The organism is Micromonospora sp. U21, assembly GCF_018070045.1.
Taxonomy (GTDB): domain Bacteria; phylum Actinomycetota; class Actinomycetes; order Mycobacteriales; family Micromonosporaceae; genus Micromonospora.
In genome coordinates, this window is the sequence record NZ_JAGPYK010000024.1 from 80,565 (window position 1) to 104,619 (window position 24,055).

General features: G+C 74.1%; 22 protein-coding genes. 9 read left to right on the forward strand and 13 right to left on the reverse strand.

Annotated features, from left to right (window positions below; translation table 11 throughout):
- Positions 1-12: 12 nt before the first annotated feature.
- From KBX63_RS25915 to KBX63_RS25930, 4 genes are all read right to left on the reverse strand, one after another.
- Positions 13-2,211: a transglycosylase domain-containing protein gene (locus KBX63_RS25915; protein WP_247663090.1), complete on the reverse strand. Its 2,199-nt coding sequence runs from the start codon at positions 2,209-2,211 to the stop codon at positions 13-15.
- A gap of 291 nt (positions 2,212-2,502) precedes the next feature.
- A complete protein-coding gene (locus KBX63_RS25920; RefSeq protein WP_210915636.1) occupies positions 2,503-3,264 on the reverse strand; it encodes a hypothetical protein in 762 nt (253 codons plus the stop codon).
- A gap of 151 nt (positions 3,265-3,415) precedes the next feature.
- Positions 3,416-4,522, reverse strand: coding sequence for an SPFH domain-containing protein (locus KBX63_RS25925; protein WP_210915639.1), 1,107 nt, complete (start codon positions 4,520-4,522; stop codon positions 3,416-3,418).
- A 5-nt stretch (positions 4,523-4,527) separates the two neighbouring features.
- On the reverse strand, positions 4,528-5,001 hold the full coding sequence (locus KBX63_RS25930; RefSeq protein ID WP_210915687.1) for an NfeD family protein: 474 nt from the start codon (positions 4,999-5,001) through the stop codon (positions 4,528-4,530).
- Between the two features lie 131 nt (positions 5,002-5,132).
- Here KBX63_RS25930 and KBX63_RS25935 point away from each other — a divergent pair, with 131 nt between their 5' ends.
- Positions 5,133-6,473 (forward strand): serine hydrolase, encoded by a 1,341-nt coding sequence (locus KBX63_RS25935; RefSeq protein WP_210915642.1) that lies wholly within the window; start codon positions 5,133-5,135, stop codon positions 6,471-6,473.
- A gap of 79 nt (positions 6,474-6,552) precedes the next feature.
- On the opposite strand, the gene KBX63_RS25940 is transcribed toward KBX63_RS25935, so the two are convergent.
- A complete protein-coding gene (locus tag KBX63_RS25940) occupies positions 6,553-7,365 on the reverse strand; it encodes a DUF3097 domain-containing protein (protein WP_210915643.1) in 813 nt (270 codons plus the stop codon).
- Positions 7,366-7,628: 263 nt separating this feature from the next.
- Here KBX63_RS25940 and KBX63_RS25945 point away from each other — a divergent pair, with 263 nt between their 5' ends.
- Positions 7,629-8,423, forward strand: a complete 795-nt coding sequence (locus KBX63_RS25945; RefSeq protein WP_210915644.1) for a hypothetical protein — start codon at positions 7,629-7,631, stop codon at positions 8,421-8,423.
- Positions 8,424-8,556: 133 nt separating this feature from the next.
- Here KBX63_RS25945 and KBX63_RS25950 read toward each other — a convergent pair whose 3' ends face one another.
- The 4 genes from KBX63_RS25950 to fabG form a co-directional block, all read right to left on the reverse strand.
- Positions 8,557-9,336: an HAD-IIA family hydrolase gene (locus tag KBX63_RS25950; protein WP_210915645.1), complete on the reverse strand. Its 780-nt coding sequence runs from the start codon at positions 9,334-9,336 to the stop codon at positions 8,557-8,559.
- A gap of 36 nt (positions 9,337-9,372) precedes the next feature.
- The gene (locus tag KBX63_RS25955) at positions 9,373-10,401 is read right to left on the reverse strand and encodes a ferrochelatase (protein WP_210915646.1); all 1,029 of its coding nucleotides are present in this window, start codon (positions 10,399-10,401) and stop codon (positions 9,373-9,375) included.
- A gap of 123 nt (positions 10,402-10,524) precedes the next feature.
- Positions 10,525-11,292 carry an enoyl-ACP reductase FabI gene (gene fabI, locus KBX63_RS25960; RefSeq protein ID WP_074312674.1) on the reverse strand — a complete coding sequence of 256 codons (768 nt, stop codon included), beginning with the start codon at positions 11,290-11,292 and terminating at the stop codon, positions 10,525-10,527.
- 40 nt (positions 11,293-11,332) lie between these two features.
- Entirely contained in the window at positions 11,333-12,037 is a 705-nt protein-coding gene (gene fabG / locus KBX63_RS25965; RefSeq protein WP_210915649.1) for a 3-oxoacyl-ACP reductase FabG, read from the reverse strand.
- A 155-nt stretch (positions 12,038-12,192) separates the two neighbouring features.
- Between fabG and KBX63_RS36080 the strand changes: the two genes are divergently transcribed.
- The 4 genes from KBX63_RS36080 (at position 12,193) to KBX63_RS25985 (ending at position 16,261) form a co-directional block, all read left to right on the forward strand.
- On the forward strand, positions 12,193-13,431 hold the full coding sequence (locus tag KBX63_RS36080) for a sensor histidine kinase (protein WP_210915651.1): 1,239 nt from the start codon (positions 12,193-12,195) through the stop codon (positions 13,429-13,431).
- Entirely contained in the window at positions 13,428-14,090 is a 663-nt protein-coding gene (locus tag KBX63_RS25975) for a response regulator transcription factor (RefSeq protein ID WP_210915654.1), read from the forward strand. The genes KBX63_RS36080 and KBX63_RS25975 overlap by 4 nt, the downstream gene beginning before the upstream one ends.
- Before the next feature lie 99 nt (positions 14,091-14,189).
- Positions 14,190-15,095 carry an alpha/beta hydrolase gene (locus KBX63_RS25980; RefSeq protein WP_210915656.1) on the forward strand — a complete coding sequence of 302 codons (906 nt, stop codon included), beginning with the start codon at positions 14,190-14,192 and terminating at the stop codon, positions 15,093-15,095.
- Complete coding sequence (locus KBX63_RS25985; protein ID WP_210915659.1) at positions 15,092-16,261, forward strand: acyltransferase family protein; 1,170 nt, start codon at positions 15,092-15,094, stop codon at positions 16,259-16,261. The genes KBX63_RS25980 and KBX63_RS25985 overlap by 4 nt, the downstream gene beginning before the upstream one ends.
- A 409-nt stretch (positions 16,262-16,670) precedes the next feature.
- Here the strand turns inward: KBX63_RS25985 and KBX63_RS25990 are convergent, their stop codons facing one another.
- From KBX63_RS25990 to KBX63_RS26000, 3 genes are read right to left on the reverse strand one after another with little or no spacing between them, the layout of a single operon-like run.
- Positions 16,671-17,621 (reverse strand): VWA domain-containing protein, encoded by a 951-nt coding sequence (locus KBX63_RS25990; protein ID WP_210915663.1) that lies wholly within the window; start codon positions 17,619-17,621, stop codon positions 16,671-16,673.
- Positions 17,618-18,619, reverse strand: a complete 1,002-nt coding sequence (locus KBX63_RS25995) for a DUF58 domain-containing protein (RefSeq protein WP_210915689.1) — start codon at positions 18,617-18,619, stop codon at positions 17,618-17,620. The genes KBX63_RS25990 and KBX63_RS25995 overlap by 4 nt, the downstream gene beginning before the upstream one ends.
- A complete protein-coding gene (locus KBX63_RS26000) occupies positions 18,598-19,704 on the reverse strand; it encodes a MoxR family ATPase (RefSeq protein ID WP_210915664.1) in 1,107 nt (368 codons plus the stop codon). Before KBX63_RS26000 ends, KBX63_RS25995 begins: the two co-directional genes overlap by 22 nt.
- A 241-nt stretch (positions 19,705-19,945) precedes the next feature.
- Between KBX63_RS26000 and KBX63_RS26005 the strand changes: the two genes are divergently transcribed.
- The 3 genes from KBX63_RS26005 to KBX63_RS26015 all read left to right on the forward strand — a co-directional run bounded on the left by KBX63_RS26005 (position 19,946) and on the right by KBX63_RS26015 (position 22,640).
- Positions 19,946-20,176 (forward strand): hypothetical protein, encoded by a 231-nt coding sequence (locus KBX63_RS26005; protein WP_210915665.1) that lies wholly within the window; start codon positions 19,946-19,948, stop codon positions 20,174-20,176.
- A 327-nt stretch (positions 20,177-20,503) separates the two neighbouring features.
- Positions 20,504-21,097 (forward strand): PH domain-containing protein, encoded by a 594-nt coding sequence (locus KBX63_RS26010; RefSeq protein WP_374102265.1) that lies wholly within the window; start codon positions 20,504-20,506, stop codon positions 21,095-21,097.
- A gap of 43 nt (positions 21,098-21,140) precedes the next feature.
- Positions 21,141-22,640 carry a PH domain-containing protein gene (locus KBX63_RS26015; RefSeq protein ID WP_247663091.1) on the forward strand — a complete coding sequence of 500 codons (1,500 nt, stop codon included), beginning with the start codon at positions 21,141-21,143 and terminating at the stop codon, positions 22,638-22,640.
- A gap of 33 nt (positions 22,641-22,673) precedes the next feature.
- Here KBX63_RS26015 and KBX63_RS26020 read toward each other — a convergent pair whose 3' ends face one another.
- On the reverse strand, positions 22,674-23,792 hold the full coding sequence (locus KBX63_RS26020; RefSeq protein WP_210915666.1) for a phosphatase PAP2 family protein: 1,119 nt from the start codon (positions 23,790-23,792) through the stop codon (positions 22,674-22,676).
- Positions 23,793-24,055: the final 263 nt, after the last annotated feature.

Consider the following 24,055-nt stretch of genomic DNA (forward strand, 5'->3'; position numbering starts at 1 on the left):
ACGGGGCGGCGGTCAGCCGCGGCGGTCGAGCCAGCGCTGGAGCAGCGACCGGGGGTCGTCCCGGTCGGACCGACGGTCGGGGACGACGGGAGGCCGCTCGACCGGGCGGCGGGGTTCGCCGGCCAGCTCGCGGCTCGGCGCGACGAACGCCTTCTCCGGCTGGCCCTTGACGGCGGTGGCGATGACCCGGGCGACCGCGTCGATCACCTTGGCCTGCACCGCGGAACCCACCGAGTCGGTCGGATCGTCCGGGTTGGCGGCGATGCCGGCGACCGCGACCTGCGGCGTGAAGCCGACGAACGTCTCGGTGGCGTTCTCCTCCGAGCTGCCGGTCTTGCCGGCCACCGGGCGGCCGTCGAGGATGTCGTTCACGGTGGTGGCCGTACCGCCGTTGCACTGCCCGTACGGTGACTGCTGCCCGACCGGGCAGCGGGCGGCGTCGGTCGCGGCGTGGGCCACGTCGGCGTCGAGCACCCGCTTGCAGGACGGCTGCCCGACCGGCACCTTGTCACCGTTCGCGGCGGTCACCGAGACCACCGGCACCGGCGTGCAGTAGGTGCCCTCCGCGGCGACCGTGGCGTACGCGTTGGCCAGGTCCAGCGGAGTGGTGGCGGCCACGCCCAGGGTGAACGAACCCCAGTTGGCGGCGTTGTCCTTGGCGAATGCGGCGTCCGAGTCGGCGCGGAAGGTGATGCCGAGCCGCTGCGCCATCTCCACCACCTTGTCCTGGCCGACCTGCTCGGCCAGCCAGACGAAGTACGTGTTCACCGAACGGCCGAAGCCGTCCCACATCATCCGGTACCCGTCCATCCAGTCCGGGTTGGCGTTGGCCGGGCACCAGTGGCCGTCACAGCTGCCCGGGCCCTCGGCGGCGTACCGGGTCGGCAGCTTGGCGGGCGCGTCGAAGCCGGTGGAGAGGGTACGGCCCGACTCCAGTGCGGCGAGCATCGTGAACAGCTTGAACGTGGAGCCGGCCTGGTACCCGTCGACGCTGGCGCCGCCGGAGATCAGCGGGTTGACGGTGTTCGGGTGGTTGGCCTGCCCGGCGGGGTTGTCGGCCAGGCTGTAGTGCCGGTTGACCGCCATCGCCAGCACCTGCCCGGTGCCCGGCTGCACGGCGGCGATCGGCAGGGCGCGCTTGTTGTCGTACCCGTAGACCTTCGTGGCCTGCTGTTGCGCGGTGGCCTGGACCTTCGGGTCCAGCGAGGTGACCACGGTGTAGCCGCCCGCACGCAGGGCCTGCTCACGCTCCGGCACGGTGGCCCCGAACGCCGGCTGGGTCACCCACCACCGGCGCAGGTAGTCGCAGAAGTAGCCCCAGTCGTCGTGGCCCTGAGCCACGGCGGTGCAGCCGTTGGGCTGCTGGGTCGGGTGCAGGGTCAGCGGCTCCGCCTTGGCCTGCGCGGCCTGCCCGGCAGTGATCGCCCCGGTGGCGACCATCGAGTCCAGCACGTACGACCGGCGGGCCAGCGCCTCGTCCTTGTCGCCGTCGATCGGGCTGTACGCGTCCGGGGACTGCACCAGGCCGGCGAGCAGGGCCGACTCGGCGAGGGTCAACTTCGCCGGCGGCTTTCCGAAGTAGCGCTGGCTGGCCGCCGCGATCCCGTACGCGCCGGAGCCGAAGTAGGCGATGTTCAGGTACCGGTTGAGGATCTCGTCCTTGCCGAGGCTCTGCTCCAGCGCGCCCGCGTACCGGATCTCCTGGATCTTGCGCCCGATGGTGGGATCGGTGGCGGCGGCGCGCTCCTCGGCGGTGCGGGTCGGGTCGGTCTTGAGCACGTTACGGACGTACTGCATGGTCAGCGTCGAGCCGCCCTGCTCGGTGCCGCCACCCTTGACGTTGGCCACCAGCGCCCGGGCCAGGCCGCGCAGGTCGGCGCCGCCGTGGTCGTAGAACCTCCGGTCCTCGGCCGCCACGATCGCCTGCCGCATCACCGGGGCGATCTCCGACAGCGGCACGTCGGTGCGGTTCACGTCGTAGAACGTCGTGATCAGCGTCTTGCCGTCGTTGGCGTAGAGGTAGGAGCGCTGCGGGGTGGCCGGAGTGCGCAGCGCGTCGGGCAACGCGGCGTACGTCCCGATCGCGGAGCGGGTGGCGAACCCGAGCAGCAGGTTGCCCGGCAACGCGGCGACTGCCAGGGCGAGCCCGGCCAGCAAGCCGGCGAGCAGCACGGTGAACAGCCGCGACAGCGGCGAGCGGGAGGCGGCCATGCTCCCCAGGATTGCCATGAAAGCCGCCAACCGACCACCCCCAACCCCGGATTGTCAGCAACTTCACCGCCCCCCACCAGCCAACTCCCACCAACCCCCGCGCCCCGCGCCCCGCGCCCCGCGCCCCGCGCCCCGCGCCCCGCGCCCCGCGCCCCGCGCCGGTGAGCATGAAGTTGTTGCCGGGACACGCCGATACTGAGGGCAATAACTTCATGATTGACGGGGCGGGGCGGGGCGGGGCGCGACGCAGAGCGACCGGAGCGCTCGCCCAGGCGCGGTCCGGGCAGGGCGTCAGGGGGTGGAGAGGCTGGCGCTGGCTGCGTCGCGGGCCGTTTCGCGGGGCATCAGGCGGCCGGATCGGTAGCCGATCCCGATGCCGGCGATCAGCACGAAGATCGCGCCGAACGTCTGCAACGAGCCGATCAGGGCGCCCCCCAAACCGAGCAGCGGCGCGGCGATGATCAGCATGACCCCGTCGCCGAGGCTGAACGTGCCCGAACGGGCCACCGCCCACCCGGTGAGGAACCAGCCCACGCTGTAGAAGGAGGCACCCACCAGGACCAGCGAACGCGCGGTGGCGCCGAAGACCGGCGTCTGCTCGGCGAGCCCGGCGAAGGGCAGCATCAGCACGGTGCCGGCAATGCTGACCAGCAGCCCGGCGGCGGCCACCCGGCGGCTGCGGGTCGCGGCCAGCAGCCCGGTGAGGGCCAGCAGCGCGAGCAGGCCGAGCCAGACCGCGGCCACCCAGCCGATCAGGTACACCGCCCGGCCGTCGGCCGGATACGGGTCGTTGCCCACGCCGCCGTCGCTGGCCATCGCCACCGCGCCGTAGAGGATGGCGTACGCCGGCAGCAGCCACACCGCCGCCCGCGCGAACCGGCGCACCGACCAGGCCCAGCTGGCGTTCGTTGCCGGCCCGGCCGGGGTCGGCTCGCCGACGAACGGCAGTACGCCGAACCCGCCGCCGCTACGGCGGGAGCCCAGCGGGCCGGCCGGATCGTGCGCGCCGGGCACCGGGGCCGAGGACCACATCCGATTCGCCGGATCCTTCATGCGTCACCTCGCTCGTCCACGAGCGGTGCGGGACGCGCCGGGGCGCCCCGATTGCCTGGTCACCACCCGTCCTAGGACCGATCGTGGCAGGCGTCGGAGCGCCCCATGAGTCTTTCTCGCATTTACCCGGCCGGACGGCCGGCCTACTGGATCACTCGCGCTCGCGCTGGTCGGTCGGGTCGTTGACCAGGCTGGCCGGGGAGACCGGCTCCGGCGCGGGAAGCCCCTGGGGCCCCTTGCCACCGGTGGCCTGCGCCTCGGCGACGCGTACCTCGTCGTGGATCTGCCGGGCCGCGGCGGCCGCGGCCGCGGCGGCCTCAGCGGCCTCGCGCTCGACCTGGCTCGCGTGGTCGGCCGCCTCGGGCGCGGGCAGGTCCCCCACCATCTGGCTCAGCCCACCGAGCGCGCCACCCATCCCCTCCAGGGCCTTGGTCAGCTCCGCCGGGACGATCCAGACCTTGTTGGCGCTGCCCTGGGCGATCTGGGGCAGGGCCTGCAGGTACTGGTAGGCGAGCACCTTCTGGCTCGGGTTCGCCTGGTGGATCGCGTCGAAGACGGTCCGGATCGCCTTCGCCTGACCCTCCGCCTGCAGGATCCGGGCCTGCCGGTCACCGTCGGCGCGCAGCACCGCGGACTGCTTGTCACCCTCGGCGGTGAGGATCTGCGACTGCTTGTGCCCCTCCGCGGTGAGGATCGCCGCGCGACGGTCCCGCTCGGCGCGCATCTGCTTCTCCATGGAGTCGCGGATGCTGGCCGGCGGCTCGATCGCCTTGATCTCCACCCGGGTCACCTTGATGCCCCAGCGGCCGGTGGTCTCGTCCAGCACGCCGGAGAGGTGCCGGTTGATCTCGTCCCGGCTGGTCAGCGCCCGCTCCAGGTCCAGTGAGCCGATCACGTTACGCAGCGTCGTGACGGTGAGCTGCTCGATGGCCTGCAGGAAGCTGGAGATCTCGTAGGTCGCCCGGACCGCGTCGACCACCTTGAAGTAGAGCACCGTGTCGATCGAGACCACCAGGTTGTCCGAGGTGATCACCGGCTGCGGCGGGAAGCTGACCACCTGCTCCCGCATGTCGACCTTGGTGCGCACCGCGTCGACGAAGGGCACCAGCAGGTTGAGGCCGGGGCTGAGCGTGCGCTTGTACTTACCGAGCCGTTCCACCACGTCCTGGCGTTGCTGCGGCACGATCCGCACCGCCTTGGCCAGGGTCACCACAGCGATCAACGCCACTGCGATCAGCAGTACGCCTATGACCGTCATCCCGTTCACCCTCTCGCTTCCGGCAGCTCGCCGGCGGAAGAAACGTCGTCCTGCCAGACCAGGGCGGTCGCGCCCCGGACCTTTATCACCCGCACCCGTTGACCGGGGTCGTAGGTCTGCGTCGTGTCGTACGCCCGGGCGCTCCACAGTTCGCCGTCGATCTTGACGAGGCCGTGCTCGGCGTCCACCCGCTCCAACACCAACGCCGTGGAACCCTCGATCGCTTCCACGCCGAACGGCTGCTCGCCGCTGTCCAGTGCCGACCGCTGATGCCGCCGGATGACCGGCCGGACCACCACCAGGCTCAACGCCGACACCACCGCGAACACCAGGGCCTGCACCGCCACCGGCGCACCCAGAGCTGCGGCGCCCGCGGCGGCGAACGCGCCGACCCCGAACATGATCAGAAAAAGCGTCGTCGTAAAGACCTCGGCGACAACCAGCAGCACACCCAACACGATCCACACCACGGCGTCCACACCACGATCGTGACACGCAAATGCACGCGCGGCCGCCCCGCGATGATCAGTAGGCTCGGCGAAACCCACCTGGCCCGCCGAAACACCCCACACATCGCTGACCGCCAGAGCCGACGAGCGAGGAGATCCCGTTGATCCTGCTGCCCCAAACCACCCGACAGATCGACGCCCAGGTGGCCCAGGCACAGGCCGACGGCCGCGCCCCGTCGCTGGTGCTCGGCGTGGTCCGCGACGGCACGCTGGCGCACCTGGCCGTCGCCGGTGAGCATCCCCGCCCGGACATCGACCTGCAGTACCGATTGGGCTCGATCAGCAAGACGATGACCGCCACGCTGATCATGCAGTTGCGCGACGCCGGCCGGCTGGCCGTGGACGACCCGCTGGAACGACACCTGCCGGGCACCGGCGTCGGCACGCTCACCCTGCGCCAGCTGCTCGGGCACGCCAGCGGCATGCAGCGTGAACCCGAGGGCGACTGGTGGGAGCGGGCCGCGGGCGGCGACCTGACCACCCTGCTCGCCGCGCTCACCGCCGACAAGATCGCCTACCCACCGCACGCCACGTACCACTACTCCAACCTGGCGTACGGGCTGCTCGGCGGGGTGCTGGAACGGCTCACCGGGATGCCCTGGGCGGACCTGCTCGCCGAGCGGATCCTCACCCCGCTCGGGATGCGCCGCACCACGTACGCGGCCACCGAACCGTTCGCCCGTGGCTACGTCGTCCACCCGTGGCACGACACGCTGCGCGAGGAGCCCCGCACCGACACCGGGGCGATGGCCCCGGCCGGGCAGCTCTGGTCGACGATCGAGGACCTGGGCCGCTGGGCGGCGTTCCTGGCCGACCCGGACCCGTCGGTACTGGCCACCGAGACGCTGACCGAGATGTGTTCCCCCGTGGTGATCAGCGACCTGGAGTCCTGGACCCACGGGCACGGCCTCGGGCTGGAACTCTTCCGGGAAGGCGACCGGGTGTACGTCGGGCACGGCGGCTCGATGCCCGGCTACATCGCCTCGCTGGCCGTGCACCGGCCCACCCGCACCGCCGTGGTGGGCTTCGCCAACTCGTACGGCCTGCGCACCGGGCACCTCGGCACGCTCGGCCGGCGGCTGCTCACCCTGGTGCTGGACGCCGAACCGGCGCCGGTCACCCCGTGGCGGCCGGCCGCAGCCGCACCGCCCGCCGAGCTCGCCGAGCTGACCGGCCGCTGGTGGTGGATGGGCACCGAGATCGAGGTGTCCGCGGACGCCGCCGGCGAGCTGCGCGCCGGCCCGGTTGGCGGCGCGCCGGACCTGCGCTTCGTCGCCGAGGGACCGGACCGCTGGCGGGGCCGCGCCGGCGGACAGGACGGCGAGATCCTCACCGTCCTGCGCGACGAGCACGGCCGGGCGGTCGCCCTGGACATCGCCACCTTCGTCCACACCCGTACCCCCGACCAGGAGCCCTGGCCCGCCACCTCGCTGGTCGGCTAACGGGCAAGATCCGTCCTCCCGGAGCCGGCGGGCTCGGGTGGCGCAGGCGCCGTCTAGGGCGCGGCGCGGCGCGGGTGGGTCAGGCTGGCTCGGTGACGAAGTCGATGAGGCGTTCCATGGCGTTGATCAGAGGGGTCTCCACGTCGGCGAAGCTGTTCACCCGGGACAGGATGTGCCGCCACATGTCGGCCGGCTCGGCCACCCCGAGGGCCGCGCAGACCCCTTCCTTCCACGCCCGCCCCGGCGGAATCACCGGCCACGCCGCGATGCCCAGCGCCGCCGGCTTGACCGCCTGCCAGACGTCCACGTACGGATGCCCGGTCACCAGCACGTACGGCGAGGTCACCCGGGCCACGATCCGGCTCTCCTTGCTGCCCGGCACCAGGTGGTCGACGAGTACGCCGAGTCGCCGGGTCGGGCCGGGGGCGAAGTCGCGCACCTCGGCGTCGAGGGCGTCGATGCCGTCCAGCGGCTCCACGACCACGCCCTCGATCCGCAGGTCGTCGCCCCAGATCCGCTCGACCAGCGCCGCGTCGTGGATGCCCTCCACCCAGATCCGGCTGGCCTTGGCCACCTGGGCGCGGACGTTGTCCACCGCCACCGAGCCGGACGCGGTGCGCCGGCGGGCCGCCGGCACCGGCGCGCGGGTCGGGCGGCGCAGCGTCACCGGGCGACCGTCGAGCAGGAACGCCGCCGGCAGCAGGGGGAAGTTTCGCCGTCGGCCGTGCCGGTCCTCCAGCACCACCGCGCCGGCCTCGAAGCCCACCACCGCCCCGCAGAACCCGGAGTGGGCGTCCTCCACCACGAGATCCGGCTCGGCGTCCACCTCGGGGGTGACCTTCCGCCGCCGCCAGTCGCCCGCCAACACGTCCTCGCCGTATCGCCCCGCCATGTCGATCACGCTAACCCCGCCATCCCCGGCCACCATCCCGACACACCGCCGTGCCGTGCACCCCCGCCCTCCACTCCATCGATCATGGAGTTGTGGTGCCCCCGCGAAACGCCACGAACAAGCCGCGACCGCCCACCACGGCTCCATGATCGACGCGAGTGGAGGGCGGGCCGGGAGTAGGGCGAAGGGGGCACTTCGGGGCAGGCAGGGCGGCCGGAGCGGCAGTCGAGACAGGGCCGGCGGTGACCACGTACCCTTTCGGCATGTCCACCCCCACAGCGGGCGCGGCCACACTCACGCCGCGCCGGTCGAGCCGGTTCGTCGCCTGGGTGCGCGCGTGGCGCGCCGGGTTGGTGCCGTACGACGAGGTCGCCAACGCCATCGCCGGCGACGAGGAGCACCTCGTGGCGGACGCCCCCGGCACCTGGACCGACGTCCCGCTGGGTGCCGCGCTGCCCACCCTGGCCAAGCTCTCGCCGGACGAGATCCGCCTGGTGCTGCCCGCCCCCGGTGACCCTCGGGGGCTGCCCGGCCCCGGCGACTTCGCCGGTGCGGCGCTGGTCGCGGGCGAGGCGGTGGTGGCCGGTGGGCTCGGGTTGATCCCACAGGTCCGGCTGCACACCTCCGGCTCGGGGGACTGTTTCGAGACGGTGCTCTGGCGGGTCTACCCGCTGCCGGCCAACGCGCCCGCCGCCTCACTGTCGCTGCCCGGCGCCGCCGAGGCCGAAGCCGAGCTGGCCGCCGCGCTGGCCGAGACCACCGCCGCGCTGACCCGCCTCGACGTCGCCCAGTGGCGGCCCGAGCTGGCCGGGGCACTGGCCGCGCTGCGCCGCCCGGACGGCGCCACCGACCTGCCACCCGGCTTCGACCCCCGGGCCCGCCGACTCTTCGCCCGCGCCGCGGTGCTCGACCGGGTGCTCGCGCTGGCCGGGCACGCCGCGCCCGGCGGCGCGATCAACAACCACGAGGCGCAGCAGCGCGACGCCGCACTCCGCCCGCTCACCACGGCCTGCCGGCAGGCGCTGGTGGCCGCCTGCAACGCCCCGCTGCGCCCCTGACGGGAGGCGACCATGGTCGAGACCGCGGTCCTTCTGATATTCGCCACCGTCGAGATGCTGTTCTTCGTCTGGATGATCCTGGTGGTACGCCGGCAGCACCGGCGTCTGGCGACGAGCGGCCGGGGCCGGTCGGTCAGATCTCGTCGAGCAGATCCACCACGGAGCTGATGATCCGGGACGGGCGGTACGGGTAACGCTCCGCCTCGGTGCGGCTGCTGATCCCGGTGAGCACCAGGATGGTCTCCAGCCCGGCCTCCAGACCGCAGAGGATGTCGGTGTCCATCCGGTCGCCGATCATCGCGGTGCTCTCGGAGTGCGCGTTGATGGTGTTCAGCGCCGAGCGCATCATCATCGGGTTCGGTTTGCCGACGAAGTACGGCTCCACCCCGGTCGCCTTGGAGATCATGGCGGCGACCGAGCCGGCGGCGGGCAGCGCGCCCTCCATCGACGGGCCGGTGACGTCGGGGTTCGTGCAGATGAACCGGGCCCCGTCGTTGATCAACCGGACCGCCTTGGTGATCGCCTCGAAGCTGTAGGTGCGGGTCTCGCCGAGCACCACGTAGTCCGGGGCGAAGTCGGTGAGCACGTAACCGACCGCGTGCAGCGCCGTGGTCAGCCCGGCCTCCCCGATCACGTACGCGGTGCCGCCCGGCCGCTGGTCGGCGAGGAACTGGCCGGTGGCCAGCGCGGAGGACCAGATCGACTCCTCCGGCACGTCCAGCCCCATCCGGCTCAGCCGGGCGGTCAGGTCACGCGGGGTGTAGATCGAGTTGTTGGTCAGCACCAGAAACGGCTTGCCCGAGGAGCGCAGCCGGTTGATGAACTCCGGCGCGCCGGGCACCGGCTGGCCCTCGTGCACGAGCACGCCGTCCATGTCGGTCAGCCAGCTCTGCACGGGCTTACGGTCCTGCATCGATGATCCTCGGGGTGTCGGTGGGCGGGTGGACGGTCAGGGGCGGCGGGTCGGCACGCAGCACACGGTGGGGCAGGTGTCCCACATCGGCAGCTCGCCCAGGCGGCGGCGCAGCTGCGCGCCGTCCGGGTCGGTCCGCTCGGTGACCAGCTCGCGCACCATGGCCACGAAGCGCGGGTCGGTGCCCGGCGTGTCGGCCCGGGCGAAGTCCAGGCCGAGCTGCTTGGCCGTCTCCAGCGCCTCGGTGTCCAGGTCCCACACCACCTCAAGGTGGTCGGAGACGAACCCGATCGGGCTGACCACCACGCCGGTGGTACCGCCCTGCGCGAGCGCCGCCAGGTGATCGTTGATGTCCGGCTCCAGCCACGGCACCTGCGGCGGGCCCGAGCGGCTCTGCCACACCAGCTCGTACGGCAGGTCGGGGGCGGCGGCCGCGGCCACGAGCCGGGCGGTCTCGTGCAGCTGCGCCTCGTACCGGCCGCCGTGCGGGCCGGCGTTGGCCGCCATGGAGGTGGGGATGGAGTGGGCGGTGAAGACCAGCCGGGTGGTGTCCCGCTTCGCCGGGTCGAGTTGCCCGAGCGCGGCCCGGACCGCGTCGACGTGCGGCTCGACGAAGCCGGGATGGTCCCAGAACTGGCGCAGCTTCTCGATCACCGGGGCGCCCGGGCCGACCGCGGCCCGGGCGGCGGCGATGTCCTCCTGGTACTGCCGGCAGGACGAGTACCCGCCGTACGCGCTGGTGACGAAGGCGAGCGCCCGGGTGACGCCGTCGTCGCGCATCTGGGTCACGGTGTCCGCGAGCAGCGGGTCCCAGTTGCGGTTGCCCCAGTAGACGGGCAGGTCGATGCCGTGTGCGGCGAAGTCGGCGCGGACGGCGGCCAGCAGGTCACGGCACTGCTGGTTGATCGGGGAAACCCCGCCGAAATGCAGGTAGTGCTCGGCGACCTCGGTCAGCCGCTCGGGGGGCACGCCCCGGCCCCGGGTCACGTTCTGCAGGAACGGCACCACGTCCTCGGGCCGCTCCGGCCCGCCGAAGGACACCAGCACCACCGCGTCGTACGCCATGGGTTCCATTCTTGCCCCTCGGCCGGGACTGCCCGCCGACGCCCCCTGGTCCGGGTGATCCCCGGTGTCAAGAAGGGCCCCCTGCTGGACCGCAGGCGTTAACAGGGTGCCCTTCCTTACACGTCAGGCGCCGATGGCGTGGTAGCCGCCGTCGACGTGCACGATCTCGCCGGTGGTGGCCGGGAACCAGTCGGACAGCAGCGCCAGGCAGGCGCGGGCGGCGGGCTCCTGGTCGGTGAGGCTCCAGCCGAGCGGGGCCCGCTCGGTCCAGGCGTCCTCGAACTGGTCGAAGCCGGGGATCGACTTGGCGGCGATGGTGCGCAGCGGCCCGGCGGCGACCAGGTTGCTGCGGATGCCCTGCTTGCCCAGGTGCAGCGCAAGGTAGCGGGACGCGGACTCCAGGCCGGCCTTGGCCACGCCCATCCAGTCGTAGACCGGCCACGCCTTCGTCGCGTCGAAGGTCAGGCCGACCACCGCGCCGCCGGCGGACATCAGCGGCAGCGCCGCCATGGCCAGCGACTTGTACGAGAAGGTGGAGACGTGCAGCGCGGTCGCCACGTCCTCCCAGGGGGCGTCGAGGAAGCCGCCGCCCAGGCAGCTCTGCGGGGCGAACCCGATCGAGTGCACGACGCCGTCGAGCCCGTCGACGTGCTCGCGGACCCGGTCGGCGAGGTTGGCCAGGTGCTCCGTGTTGGTCACGTCCACCTCGATCACCGGCGCGGGCTCGGGCAGCCGCTTGGCGATCCGCTCGACCAGGGAGAGCCGGCCGTAGCCGGTGAGCACGACCTGGGCGCCGTTCTCCTGAGCGAGCTTCGCCACCGAGAAGGCGATCGAGGCGTCGGTGATGACACCGGTGACGAGCAGCCGCTTACCGGCGAGCAGTCCGGACATCCGGGGGTTCCTCCGTACGTTGTCTGTCGAAGAGCGCTGGTCAGTGGCCCATGCCGAGACCACCGTCGACCGGGATCACGGCACCGGAGATGTATCCGGCGGTGTCCCCGGCCAGCCAGGTGACCACCGCGGCGACCTCTTCCGGGCGGGCCATCCGGCCGGCGGGGATGGACTTGCGGATCTCCGCCTTGCGGTCCTCGGACAGGACGGCGGTCATGTCCGTGTCGATGAAGCCGGGCGCCACCACGTTCGCGGTGATGTTGCGGCTGCCCAACTCCCGGGTGATCGAGCGGGCCACGCCGACCAGGCCGGCCTTGCTGGCGGCGTAGTTGACCTGCCCGGCGCCGCCGGCGAGGCCGACCACCGAGGAGATGAAGATCATGCGGCCCCACCTGGCCCGGAGCATCTTGCCGGAGGCGCGCTTGGCGACCCGGAACGCACCGGTGAGGTTGGTGTCCAGCACACCGGTGAACTGCTCCTCGGTCATCCGCAGCAGCAGCGTGTCGGCGGTCATGCCGGCGTTGGAGACCAGCACCTCGACCGGCCCCAGCTCGGCCTCGACGGCGGTGAACGCGGCGTCGATCGAGGCCGCGTCGGTGACGTCCGCCCGTACGCCGAACAGCCCCTCGGGGGCGTCGCCGCTGCGGTGGGTGACCGCCACCCGGTCGCCCTGCTTGGCGAAGGCCTGTGCGATGGCAAGGCCGATTCCCCGGTTGCCCCCGGTCACCAGCACGGTACGGGCCACTGTTCCCCCTTGCGAATGGTCAGCACGGACGCGTCGGAGCCTAGGCGTTACCGGCAGGTAAGCGCTAACGGGAGCCGCGTCACACTGGGGTACGACACCGGGATCAACCCCTGGTGGCACGCCACACAGGGGTGCCGGCCCGTAGCCTCCCGGTGGTGAACCGGCACCCGATCGCCGTGGCCCTGCAGGCCCTGCGGCAGACCCTGCTGGGCCGGGACGCCCCGCCCGGTCGACCGCTGCTGGCCCGCTGGCCCAGGCTGGCCCGATACGCCGCCCCGGTCGGGCTGCTCGCCGCGCTCGGCCTCTTCTGGATCACCCTCACCGTCGAGAGCGACTGGGGCCTGCCGACGCCGATCGCGGTGCTGTTCGCGGCGATGACCGTGGCGCCGCTGCTGGCGCTGCCCCGGCGTCCGCTGCTGGCCTGGCGGCTGACGGTGCTGGCCCTGCTGGTGTGCACGTTCAACGCGCCGGCCGACACGCCCGGCCCATGGACCCCACCGCTGGCGCTCGGGTCGATCGCGGTGGTCGCGGTGGTCGTCGCGCGGGTCGACCGGCCGGTGCTGGCCTGGGTGGTGGCGATCACCACGGTGCCGGTGCTCACCCTGGTCAACCCCGAGAACCGGGCCGCCGTCCTGGCGCTGCTCGGCGCGCTGGCGATCGTCGGTGACCTGATCCGGCGTAACCGGCTGTCCCGGCGTGCGCTGGCCGCGCAGACCGAGCTGAGTGAGCGGGAGCAGGAGCGTCGCGCGGTGCTGGAGGAACGCACCCGGATCGCCCGCGAGCTGCACGACGTGGTGGCCCACCACATGTCGCTGATCGCGGTGCAGGCGGAGACCGCGCCGTACCGGCTGACCGAGGTGCCGGCGCCGGCGGCCGCGGAGTTCGCCGCCATCGCCGGCTCGGCCCGCGACGCGCTGACCGACATGCGGCGGCTGTTGGGGGTGCTGCGCAGCGAGTCGAGCGGGCCGCAGACCGCGCCGCAGCCGGACCTGACCGACCTGGACGCGATGGTGGACGTGGCACGCCGGGCCGGGGTGCCGGTGACCCTGGACGTCGGGCCGGAAGACGGCGGACGGGTGCCCGCGCCGGTCGGGCTGGCCGCGTACCGCATCGTGCAGGAAGGCCTGGCCAACGCGGCCCGACACGCGGCCGGCGCCGCGGTGCGGGTCACCGTCCGCGCCGGTCGGTCCAGTCTGGGGGTACGCGTGCAGAACGCGCCGCCCGACGACGTGCGCGCCCGGCCGGACACCGAGGCGGACGCCGGGCACGGGCTGACCGGCATGCGGGAGCGGGCCACCTCGCTGGGCGGTACGTTCTCCGCCGGGCCGCTGCCCGACGGGGGTTACGCGGTGACGGCCGAGCTGCCGTACGACTCGGAGGGCGGGGACCGATGATCCGGGTTCTGATCGCGGACGACCAGGCGATGGTCCGGCAGGGCTTCGGCGCTCTCCTGGCCGCCCAGCCGGACCTGCTGGTGGTGGGTGACGCCGCCGACGGCGCGCAGGCCGTCGCCGCGACCCGCCGGCTCGACCCGGACGTGGTGCTGATGGACGTGCGGATGCCGGTGCTGGACGGGCTGGCCGCCACCCGCAAGCTGCTCGGCGACCGGTCGGCGCAGCGCCCCCGGGTGCTCATCCTCACCACCTTCGACCTGGACGACTACGTGTACGAGGCGCTGCGCGCCGGGGCCAGCGGCTTCCTGCTCAAGGACGCCCCGGCGGCCGACCTGGTGCAGGCGGTGCGGGTGGTGGCGGCCGGGGACGCGTTGCTCGCCCCGGCGGTCACCCGCCGGCTGATCGCCGAGTTCGCGGCCCGTCCGGACCGTCGCCGGCCCCGCCCCACCGACCTGGCAGCGCTCACCCCTCGGGAGACCGAGGTGCTGCGGTTGATCGCCCGCGGCCGCAACAACGCGGAGATCGCCGGCGACCTGGTGGTGGCCGAGCAGACGGTCAAGACGCACGTCGGGCGGATCCTGGCCAAGCTGGGGCTGCGCGACCGGGCCCAGGCCGTGGTGCTGGCGTACGAGACGGGTCTGGTCGCCGCGGGCGAGTAGCTCCACGGAGCCAGCCCGGGAACGGCTCCCCGGGACGACGCGCGAGCGCCGCCCACCAGCGCACTCTCCCTCCGGATGACATTCCGGAGGGAGGACGTGATGCGACGACGAGGTGCCGGCGGGCTGGCGCTGGCCGCGCTGCTCGGCGTGAACCTGGTTCTGCCGACCCGACCCGAGCCCGTCGCGGCGGCCGGGTTCGTCGAGGCGTACCCGGTCACGGCGGCGGCGATGCGCGCGGCTGGCCCGCCGTACGCGGACTGGCCGGCCGGCGGGCGCCGGTTCCTGACGTTCGACCCGCGCGGCGACGGCCGTGCCGTCGAGGTGCTCGGCGATCTGGCCGACGCGGACCGGATCGCGGTGCTGGTGCCCGGGGTCGGCAGCACGCTGGCCGACTTCGATCGTGGGCTGGGCGGGGTCGCCCGCCGGGCGCCGGCGGAGCAGGCCGGGCAGCTGTACCGGGAGCTGCGGGCGGTCGACCCGGCGGCGCGGGTCGCGGTGCTGGCCTGGCTCGGCTACGACCCACCCGACGGCGTGTTGACCGCCGCCACCGGCGCCAGCGCCCGGCGGGGTGCGGACGGCCTGGCCGCACTGCTGCGGGAGCTGGCCGGGCGCCGCCCCGCCGCGACGATCACCCTGGTGGGGCACAGCTACGGGGCGCTGGTGGTGTCGCTGGCCGCGGCGGACGCCCCGCCGCAGGTTGATGACGTGGTCAGCCTCGGCGGGATCGGCGCCGGAGTGCAGCACGCCGACGAGCTGCGCGGCGGGCAGCGGTTCTGGGCGGCCGAGGCGCCCACCGACTGGATCCGCCGGGTGCCGCCGGTGCGGCTGCCCGGCGTCGGGTACGGCCGCCGCCCGGGCGACCCGACGTTCGGCGCCCGGCCGTTGCCGGTGGGTGGGGTGGCCGGGCACGACGGCTACCTGGTGCCGGGCAGCGCCACGTTGGTCGCGGTGGCGGCGGTCGTGCTGGGCGGCGCCGACGCCGACCGGGCCGGGAACGCCCGGTGAGCCGCGACCGCGCGATCGACGCGCTGCGGGCGTACGCCATCGGCGGGGTGGTGCTCGGGCACTGGCTGGTCACCGGCCTGGTACTGGCCTCCGACGGCGGGCTGAGCCAGGCCAGCCCGCTGACCGCGCTGCCTGATCTGGCGCCGGTGACGTGGGTGTTGCAGACGCTCGGGTTGTTCTTCTTCACCGCCGGGTTCGGCTCGGCCCGGTCGCTGGCGCGCCACCGGGGCGGGCCGGGCTGGCTGGCCCGTCGATTGCGCCGGCTGCTGCTGCCGGCGCTGGCGTTGCTGGGTGCGGGTGCCGCCATGCTGCTCGCCGCCACCGTCGCCGGCATCCCGGACGACACGCTCGCCGTCGCGCTACGGCTCGCGGTCAGTCCGCTGTGGTTCCTGCTGCCGCTGCTGCTCTTCGTCGCGACGACCGGCCCGCTGCGTGCCGCCGTCGCGCGGTGGGGGGTGGTCCGCTGCGTCGCACCGGCGGTGGCCGTGGTGGCGGCTGCCGACCTGGCGGTCCGGCTGCTGCCGACCGGCACCGGCCTGCCGCCGGTCACCGTGCTGGCGGCCTGGGCGGTGCCGTACCTGCTCGGCCTGGCGCACGCCGAGGGGCGGTTGGCCGGCGGGCGGGTGGCGGGCGCGCTGGCCGCCGGCGGCGCCGTCACGCTGGCGGCGCTGCTGGCGCTGGGCTATCCGGTCAGCGCGGTCGGGGTGCCCGGGGCCGGGGTGTCCAACCTGAACCCACCGTCGCTGCTGGCGGTGGCGCTGGCCGTCACCCAGGTCGGGGTGGGGCTGCTCGCCCGGCCAGCGCTGGAACGGCTGCTGGCCCGCCCGTTGCCGGGCCGGGCGGTGACCGAGGTGAACCGGAACGCGGTGCGGATCTACCTGTGGCACCAGCCGGTCCTGGTCGCGGTGACCGCGCTCGTCGCCCGCGGTGGGGTGGCCCTGCCGGGACTGCACACCGCACCGGACTCTCCGGGCTGGGTGCTCGCCCGGTGCTGCTGGCTGCCGCTGTTCGCCGCGGTGCTGGTCACGCTGGTGCGGGCGGGACGCCGGTCGGGGTGGCGACGGCCGGGCGGTGGAGGGGCCGCCGGCCGGTCGGCCGAGTGCGTCCCGTCGGCCGCGCAGGTGTACGATGATCGACGTTCCGGCCCGCCCGACTTCAGGAGGTGATCGCTGTGCGAGATAGCGATCCTCCCAGTCGTGGCCGGGCCGATGGTCAGCCCCGCTGAGCCACGACTCAGTCTGGTGAGCTGACCCCGCTCCGCTCCCCGCCACCCGGCCCACGCCGAGGTGCGCGTGCCGCGCCGTCCGAACCCGGACGGTCGCCGGGAGCCGCCCGGTCACGACTTCGTGTGCGCGTCCCCACCCCCTGCGGTCCGCCCCCGCACGCGGACCGTCCAGCCGCCACCCGGAGCCGTCCATGAGCCGCTACATCGCCCCGCTGGGCTTCACCCTCGCCGCCGTCTGGGTGGCCATCGTCTTCGTGCTCGCCGGCGGCGGGCACTGACCCACCGCTCACGCCCGCCCCGTCACCCGGCCGGCGGGGCGGCGCCCCGGACCAGCCCGGGCACCGCCGGCCTCACAGCATCCGCGACGACCAGAGCAGGCTGAGCGCACCGGCGCAGAGCGCCAGCAGCAGCGCCACCCCGGCGTACCACTGGGTCACCTCGCGCGGCTCGGTGCGGAACCCGATCGAGCTGCCCATGTCCTGGTAGACCTGCTTCAGCTCGCTCACCGAGGCCGCCTCGTAGAAGTAGCCCTCGGTGGTCTCGGCCAGCTCGGCCAGGGCCAGCCGATCCACCGGCACCCGCTGGAGCTGGCCACCGATGTCGACCTGGCCCGTGTCGGTGCCGAAGGCGATGGTGGAGACCGGCACGTTGGCCGCCTGCGCGGCCGCCGCCGCCTCCTCCACCGACCGGCCGGACGTGCGGAACCCGTCGGAGAGCAGCACGATCCGGGCCGGTGGGATGCCCGCCGCGCCGTCGGCCGGCACCGACCGGATCGCCTCCAGGCAGGTGAACACCGCCTCGCCGGTCGCGGTCGCCTCGGCCAGCACCAGGCCCTCGATCGCACTGGTCACCGCCGCCCGGTCCTTGCCCGGTGGCACCAGCACGTTGGCCGCCTTGGCGAACGACACCAGGCCCAGGTTGTAGCTCTCCGGCAACTCGCCGACAAACTGCTTCGCCGCCTCCTGGGCAGCCTCCAGGCGGTTCGGCGCCACGTCGTCGGCCTGCATGGACAGCGACACGTCGATGGCGAGCATCACCGTGGCCCGCTCCAGCGGCTCCTTGGTGTCCACCGCCGGACGGGCCAGCGCGGTGGCCAGCACCAGCAGGCAGAGCAGGAACGCGGTCGCCGGGACGTGCCGGCGCCAGCCCAACCCCTTCGGCGCCACGGTGCGCAGCAGATCCACATTGGTGAAGCGCATCGCGTACGCCCGGCGGTGCAGCTGCCGCCAGAGGTAGAACGCGGCGAGGGCGAGCACCGGCAGCACGGCCAGCAGCCACCACGGTTGCATGAAACGGATCATCGTGTCGTCCCCCGGGTGCGGGCGTGCCGCTGCGCGGCCACGAAACGCACCATGTCCAGCAGCCAGTCTCGGTCGGTACGCAGGCGCAGGTGGGCCGCGCCAGCGCCGCGCAGCGCGGCGGCGATCGTGGCCCGCTGGGCGGCGGCGGCCTCGGCGTAGCGCTGCCGCAGCCGCGGGTCCGCGGTCTGCACCTCGTGCAGCTCGCCGCTCTCCGGGTCGATCACCGGCAGCACACCCACGTCGGGCAGTTCCAGCTCCCGCGGGTCGACCACCTCGATCGCCAGCACGTCGTGCCGGACCCGCAGCTTGCGCATCGGCCGGGTCCACTGCTCGGCCGGCGCGAGGAAGTCCGAAACCACCACGGCCACCCCCCGCCGTCGGGGCGGGCGGTTGAGCATCTCGATCAGGGCGCCCAGGTCACCGCGGCCGGGCTGGATCGCGGTGCCGGCGACGGCGCGCAGCAGGCCCTGCGCCTCCTTGCGGCCGGAGCGGGCCGGCAGGCGGGTGAGCACCCCAGGCCCGGCCGGCGGCGGCCCACCCCGCCAGCGCCGGGCCGGGGCGGACGCGCCGCCGCCGGTGCCGATCACCGCGCCGATCCGGTTGCCGCCGCGCACGGTCAGGTGGGTGATCGCGGCGGCGGCGGCCACCACGACCTCCCGCTTGAGCCACTGCCCGGTGCCGAAGTCCAGGCTCGCCGAGAGGTCCAGCGCCAACCAGGTCTCCAGCTCCCGGTCCGCCACCGTGCGTCGCACGTGCGGCGTCGTGGTCCGTGCGGTGACCGGCCAGTCCATCCGGCGCACGTCGTCGCCGGGGCGGTACTCCCGCGACTCCCCCGCCTCGCTGCCCGGCCCGGGCAACAGGCCGGCGTAGTCGCCCTGGAGCAGACCGTCGAGCTTGCGGGTGACCAGCAACTGGAGCCGGGACAGCACGGCCTCGCTGCGATCGGGGACGGCGGCGGGTCGAGGGGTGGGTGAGGTCACGGCCGCTGCCCGGGCCAGCCGGCGCCCGGCGGCGGGGCGGTCGACGACGGGCTCGCCTGCTGCCGGGGGGCGACCGCCGGAAGCGGGATGGTGGACATCACCCGGTGCACGATGTGGTCGGCCGGCACGTCGTCGGCGAGCGCGTCGTAGCTGAGCACCAGCCGGTGCCGCAGGATGTCCGGGGCGATGTCCTGCACGTCCTGCGGCAGCGCGTAGTCCCGCCCGCGCAGCAGCGCCAGCGCACGGGTGGCCCGCACCAGGCCCAGCGAGGCGCGCGGGCTCGCCCCGTACTGGATCAGCTGGGCGACGTCGGGCATGCCGTGCTCGGCCGGCGCGCGGGTGGCCAGCACCAGCCGGACCGCGTAGTCCACCAGGGCGTTGTGCACGAAGACCTGGTCCGCCTTGCGCTGCAGGGCGATCAGATCGGGCGTGTCGAAGACCGCCGTCGGCTCCGGCGGGGCGACGCCCATCCGGTAGACGATCTCCCGCTCCTCGGCGTCGGTCGGGTAGCCCACCACGATCTTCATGAGGAACCGGTCGCGCTGCGCCTCGGGCAGCGGGTAGACGCCCTCCTGCTCGATCGGGTTCTGGGTGGCCATCACCAGGAACGGGTCGGGCACCCGGTGGCTCTCCCCGCCGATGGACACCTGCCGCTCGCTCATCACCTCCAGCAGCGCCGACTGCACCTTGGCCGGAGCCCGGTTGATCTCGTCGGCGAGCAGGAAGTTGACGAAGACCGGGCCGAGCTCGACGTCGAACTTCTCGCTCGACTGCCGGTAGATCCGGGTGCCCATGATGTCGGCCGGCACCAGGTCCGGGGTGAACTGCACCCGGGCGAAGGACCCGCCGACAACCTTGGCGAGGGTCTCCACGGCCAGGGTCTTGGCCACCCCTGGCACCCCTTCGAGCAGGCAGTGGCCGCGGGCGAGCAGCGCGACGAACATCCGCTCCACCATCCGGTCCTGCCCGACGATGACCCGTTTGATCTCGAACAGCGCCCGCTCCAGCAGGGTGGCGTCCTGCGCGGGTGTGGTCACCGGCGCGGGATCCGCCGGGGCCGCCCCGTTCGGCGTCGGGGCATCGGGCATGGTCGGCTGGGCCACCGGTCCTCCACAGCGTTGGTCGGTCGTCGCGGTTGGTGCGGTATCAAGACTCGCACGCCTTCCTGAGTGTCGAGGTGGGGAGAAGCCGATTTCCGCCGCGCCGTCCCCAGCAGCCGAATTGCCCGTCACGGGGTGGACACGGACCGGCCCGCCGCGTGTACCATTCACCCCGTCGCCGGGCGGCTCCCCCCGTGGCCGCCCGGCGCTCAACCCCTCCGGCCGCCGCCCTAGACTTGCCCGGATGAGCAACCCCTCCCCCGCCGGCGAGGCCCTGACCTGCTCGGCCCGCGGCTGCCGCGCCCCCGCCGTCTGGGCGCTGGAGTGGAACAATCCCCGTCTGCACAACGCCGAGCGGCGCAAGACCTGGCTGGCCTGCGACGAGCACCGGGGCAGCCTCGGCGACTTCCTGGACGCACGCGGCTTCCTGCGTGCCGTCAATCCGGTGCCCGGATCGCCTACCCTCGACATGTGAGCGGGCGCAGCGAGCGAACAACTGGGCACAGCAGAGTGGCGTTTCGCGCCGCTGCCGAGCAGAGCGGGGCGGCAGCGTGAGCGCGCGGAACGGAGCCCATCGGTGAGCGCGGAGGACCGCGTCGACCCACCGGCCTCCCCCGGCCCCGCCTCCCCGTCCACCACACCACCTCCACCGCCCGGCGTTCCGCCGCCGCCCGGCGCGTTCCCGGCGCCCGGCACGCTCGGCCCGGATCCTGCCCCGCCCGACGCGTCATCGCCCGCCCCGCTGCCGCCCGGCGCGCTACCGCCAGCCGGCGGGTACGACGCCGACCCGCGACCGCCCGACCTGCCCCCGCCCGGTCTGCTGCCTCCCGGCCCGTCGCCCGCCGCCGGTCCACCGGGCGCCGCCTCCGGCGTACCCGGCCCCCTGTTGACCGACGGGTCGGTGGGGCGGGGGCCACTGGAGCCCTGGCCGGACACGGTCCGCTGGCAGCGGATCTCCTCCGACCTGATCTGGGTGGAGCTGATCCGGCTGGCCGTGGTGCTCGCCATCGGGCTGGCGGTGACGGCGATCGGCTGGGCATTGAGCGGTCAGGGCCTGTTCGGGCTCGCCCTCGCCGCCGTGCTGGTGTTCGGCGCGTGGCGGGCCGTGGCGATCGTCCGCGCGGTCCGGGCGTGGGGGTACGCCGAGCGGGAGGACGACCTGCTGGTCCGGCACGGGCTGCTCGTCCGGCGGCTCTCCATCGTGCCGTACTCCCGGATGCAGTTCGTCGACGTCAGCGCCGGGCCGCTGGAGCGCGCCTTCAACCTGGCCACCGTGCAGTTGCACACCGCGGCGGCGGCGACCGACGCCCGGGTGCCGGGGCTGCGCCCGGCGGAGGCGTCCCGGCTGCGCGACCGGCTCACCGCGCTCGGCGAGGACCGGGCGGAGGGGCTGTGAGCGCGCGATCGGGCGACCGCCGGCCGCGCCGGAGGCCGGTCCGATGACCGACCGTCCCGCCGAGCCGGGCACCGGACCGCCCCGGCCGCCGGGCGGCGCACCTCCCGCCGGCCCGCCGCCCGGCGATGCGGCGCCGCCCTACCCGCCCGACGGCACGGCGCCGCCCTATGCGGCTGTGCCGCCCGGGGTGCCCCATCGCTGGCCGGCACCGGCGGCGGGTGGCGACGGCGAGCCGCGTCAGCGACTGCATCCGCTCAGCCCGCTGTTGCACGGGGCCAAGTCGCTGGTCGTGGTGATCGCCGGGCTGTCCTGGTCGACGCTCTCCCGGGTCGGCTTCGGCTGGTTCGCGGCCATGGTGGTGGTGCTGGCGCTCGGCGCGACCGTGCTGTCGGTGATCAGCTGGTACAACACCGGCTACCACGTGGTGGGCCGCGAACTGCGGGTGTACGAGGGGCTGCTCTGGCGGCGTACCCGGGCGATTCCCCTGGAGCGGTTGCAGGCCGTGGAGGTGGTCCGGCCGCTGCTCGCCCAGCTCACCGGCCTGGCCGAGCTGCGGCTCGAGGTGGTCGGCGGGGGCAAGACCGAGGCGCCGCTGGCGTACCTCGGGGTGGCCGACGCGGCCCGGCTGCGCGAGCGGCTGCTGGCGCTCGCCAGCCGGGCGTCCCAGCCGCCCGCGCCGGGCCTCGCGGCGCGGGCGGCGGCTCCGGGGACAGCGCCGCCGCCGGTCGCGGCGGGCCGCCCGCTGCACGCGGTACGCAACCAGAGCCTGCTGGTCAGCCAGCTGCTCACCCCGCAGGCGTTCCTGCTCCCGTTCGGCGTGGCCTTCGTCGTGGTGCAGTTCCTCACCGCGGGGTCGTGGTCGTTCCTCGCGGTGGCGAGCACGCTGACCGCGATGGCCGGTGTGCTGCTGCAACCGATCCGCCGGGTCCTCGACGACTGGAACTTCCGGCTGGCCCGCGACGGCGGCACGCTGCGGGTGCACAACGGCCTGCTGGAGACCAGGGCGCAGACCGTGCCGCTGGACCGGGTGCAGACCGTACGGGCCACCTGGCCGCTGCTCTGGCGGATGAAGGGTTGGCTGCGGCTGCGGCTGGAGGTGGCCGGGTACTCCGTCGCGGAGGCCGACGACCGCAACCGGCCGGACCGCCTGCTGCCGGTCGGTGACCTGGCGACCGCGACGATGATCGTCACCGAGGTGCTGCCGGGCGTACGCCTCGACGCGCTGGCGCTGAGCCCACCGCCGCCCCGGGCCCGCTGGCTGCACCCGCTGGGCCGCGGCGCGCTCGGCACCGGCCTGTTCGAGCGGGTCTTCGCCACCCGGTCCGGGCTGCTCACCCGGCAGGTGGCGATCGTGCCGTACGCCCGGATCCAGAGCGTGCGGGTGGTGCAGGGGCCGGCCCAGCGCCGGCTCGGGCTGGCCACCGTCCACGCGGACACCGCGGGCGGGTCGGGCGCGGCGGCCCAGGACCGGGATCTGGCGGAGGCATGGGGCCTGGCGGCCGAGCTGACCGCCCGCGCGCACGCCGCGCGCCGCCCCGGCTGACCGTACCGCCGCCGCCGGCCGACCCCGGCGGCGTCAGCGGTCGGCGGGTACCGCGGGCTGGTCGGAGGTGCCCGTCCCGACCGGCGCGGGCTGCCCGCTGGCCGGCCGATCGGACGTCGGTTCCGGCGGGCCCGCGGTGCCGTCCGGGCCGGTGATCTTCTCCGGCGGTGGCTCCGCGGCGGCCGGGGCGGACCCGGCGCGACGGGCCCGCAGCGCCGCCCACCCGCGCTCGGCCAGGCCGACCACCAGGAAGGTCAGCCCGACGTACATCCAGCCGACCAGCACGTCGATCACGTAGTGCTCACCCGAGTAGACCAGGGTGAAGGTCATCGCCAGCGGGTACGCGAGCAGCAGCGGCCACCAGCGGCGGCGGGTGGTGTGCAGGAAGAAGAGCACCACGAACAGCGCCCACGCGGTGTGCAGCGACGGCATCGCGGCGACCGGGTTCGAGGCGATCTGGCCGGCGTTGAGCACGTTGCCGGCGCCGTGCATGCCGAACGCCTTCCAGCCCCGGGTGGAGATCCGGGCGACCTCGGTGAGCAGGCCGTTCTGCGCCGCCCACCACGGCGGCGCCGCCGGGTAGATGAAGTAGGTGGCCAGGCCGGCGGCGCAGAGGAAGCCCCAGCGCCGCATGTACGCCGCCCAGCGGTGCCGGTCGCGGAGCCAGAGCACCGCGGCGGCGGCCAGCGCCACCACGAAGTGCGAGAAGTACACCCAGCTCGCCGCGATGTCGTACCACTGCAGCTGCGGGTGGTAGAGGTGCTGCTGCAACCAGATGGTGGGCACCTCGCCGCCGGTGACCCAGCCGAACATGAACCGGTCGGCGACGATCAGCTCCATCGCGTGCGGGGTGGCCCCGTTGTCGGCGAACCCCCGGGAGAGGTTGTACGCGGCGAGCAGCAGCACCACCGGCACCCAGTCCCGGGCGAAGCGCAGGTGACTGCGCCACGGCCGGTCGCTGTTCCAGGCGATGGTGCCGGCCCAGATCCACACGAACGCGTACGCGGGGTCGGTGGGCAGCCCGATGCCCAGCCAGGCGGCGACGAAGGCGACCGCCCAGATCGTCATGGCGACGATGCGCCGACGGCCCCCGTCCGGGGACGCGGGCGGGTCGGTCCGGGCGGGGGATTGGGGGTCAGTCACGACGGCCATCGCGGTCAAGGTTAACGACGGGTGCGGCATCGACCGACGGCGACCACCCGAAGGACCGGTCCACAGGTGGGTGGCGGTGCCGGCCGGCGGGTGCGGCCGGTTCGCCGGGCGAGTGCTCGGCGGGCTCGGCGAGCACCTAGACGAGTTGTTCCGAATTCCGGTCAGTGGTCGTAGGCGATCAGTGATCGGGTGACGGGTGCGCTGGTCTTGTTGTTGTGCCAGATCGCGGCGGTCATGGCCAGGAGGCGTTGAGCCACGCGTAC

Coding starts and splice junctions, on each gene's coding strand:
- KBX63_RS25955 (WP_210915646.1), bottom strand. CDS start 10,401: ATGGCGTACGACGCGGTGGTGCTGGTGTCCTTCGGCGGGCCGGAGCGG.
- KBX63_RS26015 (WP_247663091.1), top strand. CDS start 21,141: ATGACCGACCGTCCCGCCGAGCCGGGCACCGGACCGCCCCGGCCGCCG.
- KBX63_RS25925 (WP_210915639.1), bottom strand. CDS start 4,522: ATGACGGTCATAGGCGTACTGCTGATCGCAGTGGCGTTGATCGCTGTG.
- KBX63_RS25915 (WP_247663090.1), bottom strand. CDS start 2,211: ATGGCCGCCTCCCGCTCGCCGCTGTCGCGGCTGTTCACCGTGCTGCTC.
- fabI (WP_074312674.1), bottom strand. CDS start 11,292: ATGTCCGGACTGCTCGCCGGTAAGCGGCTGCTCGTCACCGGTGTCATC.
- KBX63_RS25945 (WP_210915644.1), top strand. CDS start 7,629: ATGTCCACCCCCACAGCGGGCGCGGCCACACTCACGCCGCGCCGGTCG.
- KBX63_RS25950 (WP_210915645.1), bottom strand. CDS start 9,336: ATGCAGGACCGTAAGCCCGTGCAGAGCTGGCTGACCGACATGGACGGC.
- KBX63_RS25920 (WP_210915636.1), bottom strand. CDS start 3,264: ATGAAGGATCCGGCGAATCGGATGTGGTCCTCGGCCCCGGTGCCCGGC.
- KBX63_RS25980 (WP_210915656.1), top strand. CDS start 14,190: ATGCGACGACGAGGTGCCGGCGGGCTGGCGCTGGCCGCGCTGCTCGGC.
- KBX63_RS26005 (WP_210915665.1), top strand. CDS start 19,946: ATGAGCAACCCCTCCCCCGCCGGCGAGGCCCTGACCTGCTCGGCCCGC.
- KBX63_RS26020 (WP_210915666.1), bottom strand. CDS start 23,792: ATGGCCGTCGTGACTGACCCCCAATCCCCCGCCCGGACCGACCCGCCC.
- KBX63_RS25940 (WP_210915643.1), bottom strand. CDS start 7,365: ATGGCGGGGCGATACGGCGAGGACGTGTTGGCGGGCGACTGGCGGCGG.
- KBX63_RS25990 (WP_210915663.1), bottom strand. CDS start 17,621: ATGATCCGTTTCATGCAACCGTGGTGGCTGCTGGCCGTGCTGCCGGTG.
- KBX63_RS25975 (WP_210915654.1), top strand. CDS start 13,428: ATGATCCGGGTTCTGATCGCGGACGACCAGGCGATGGTCCGGCAGGGC.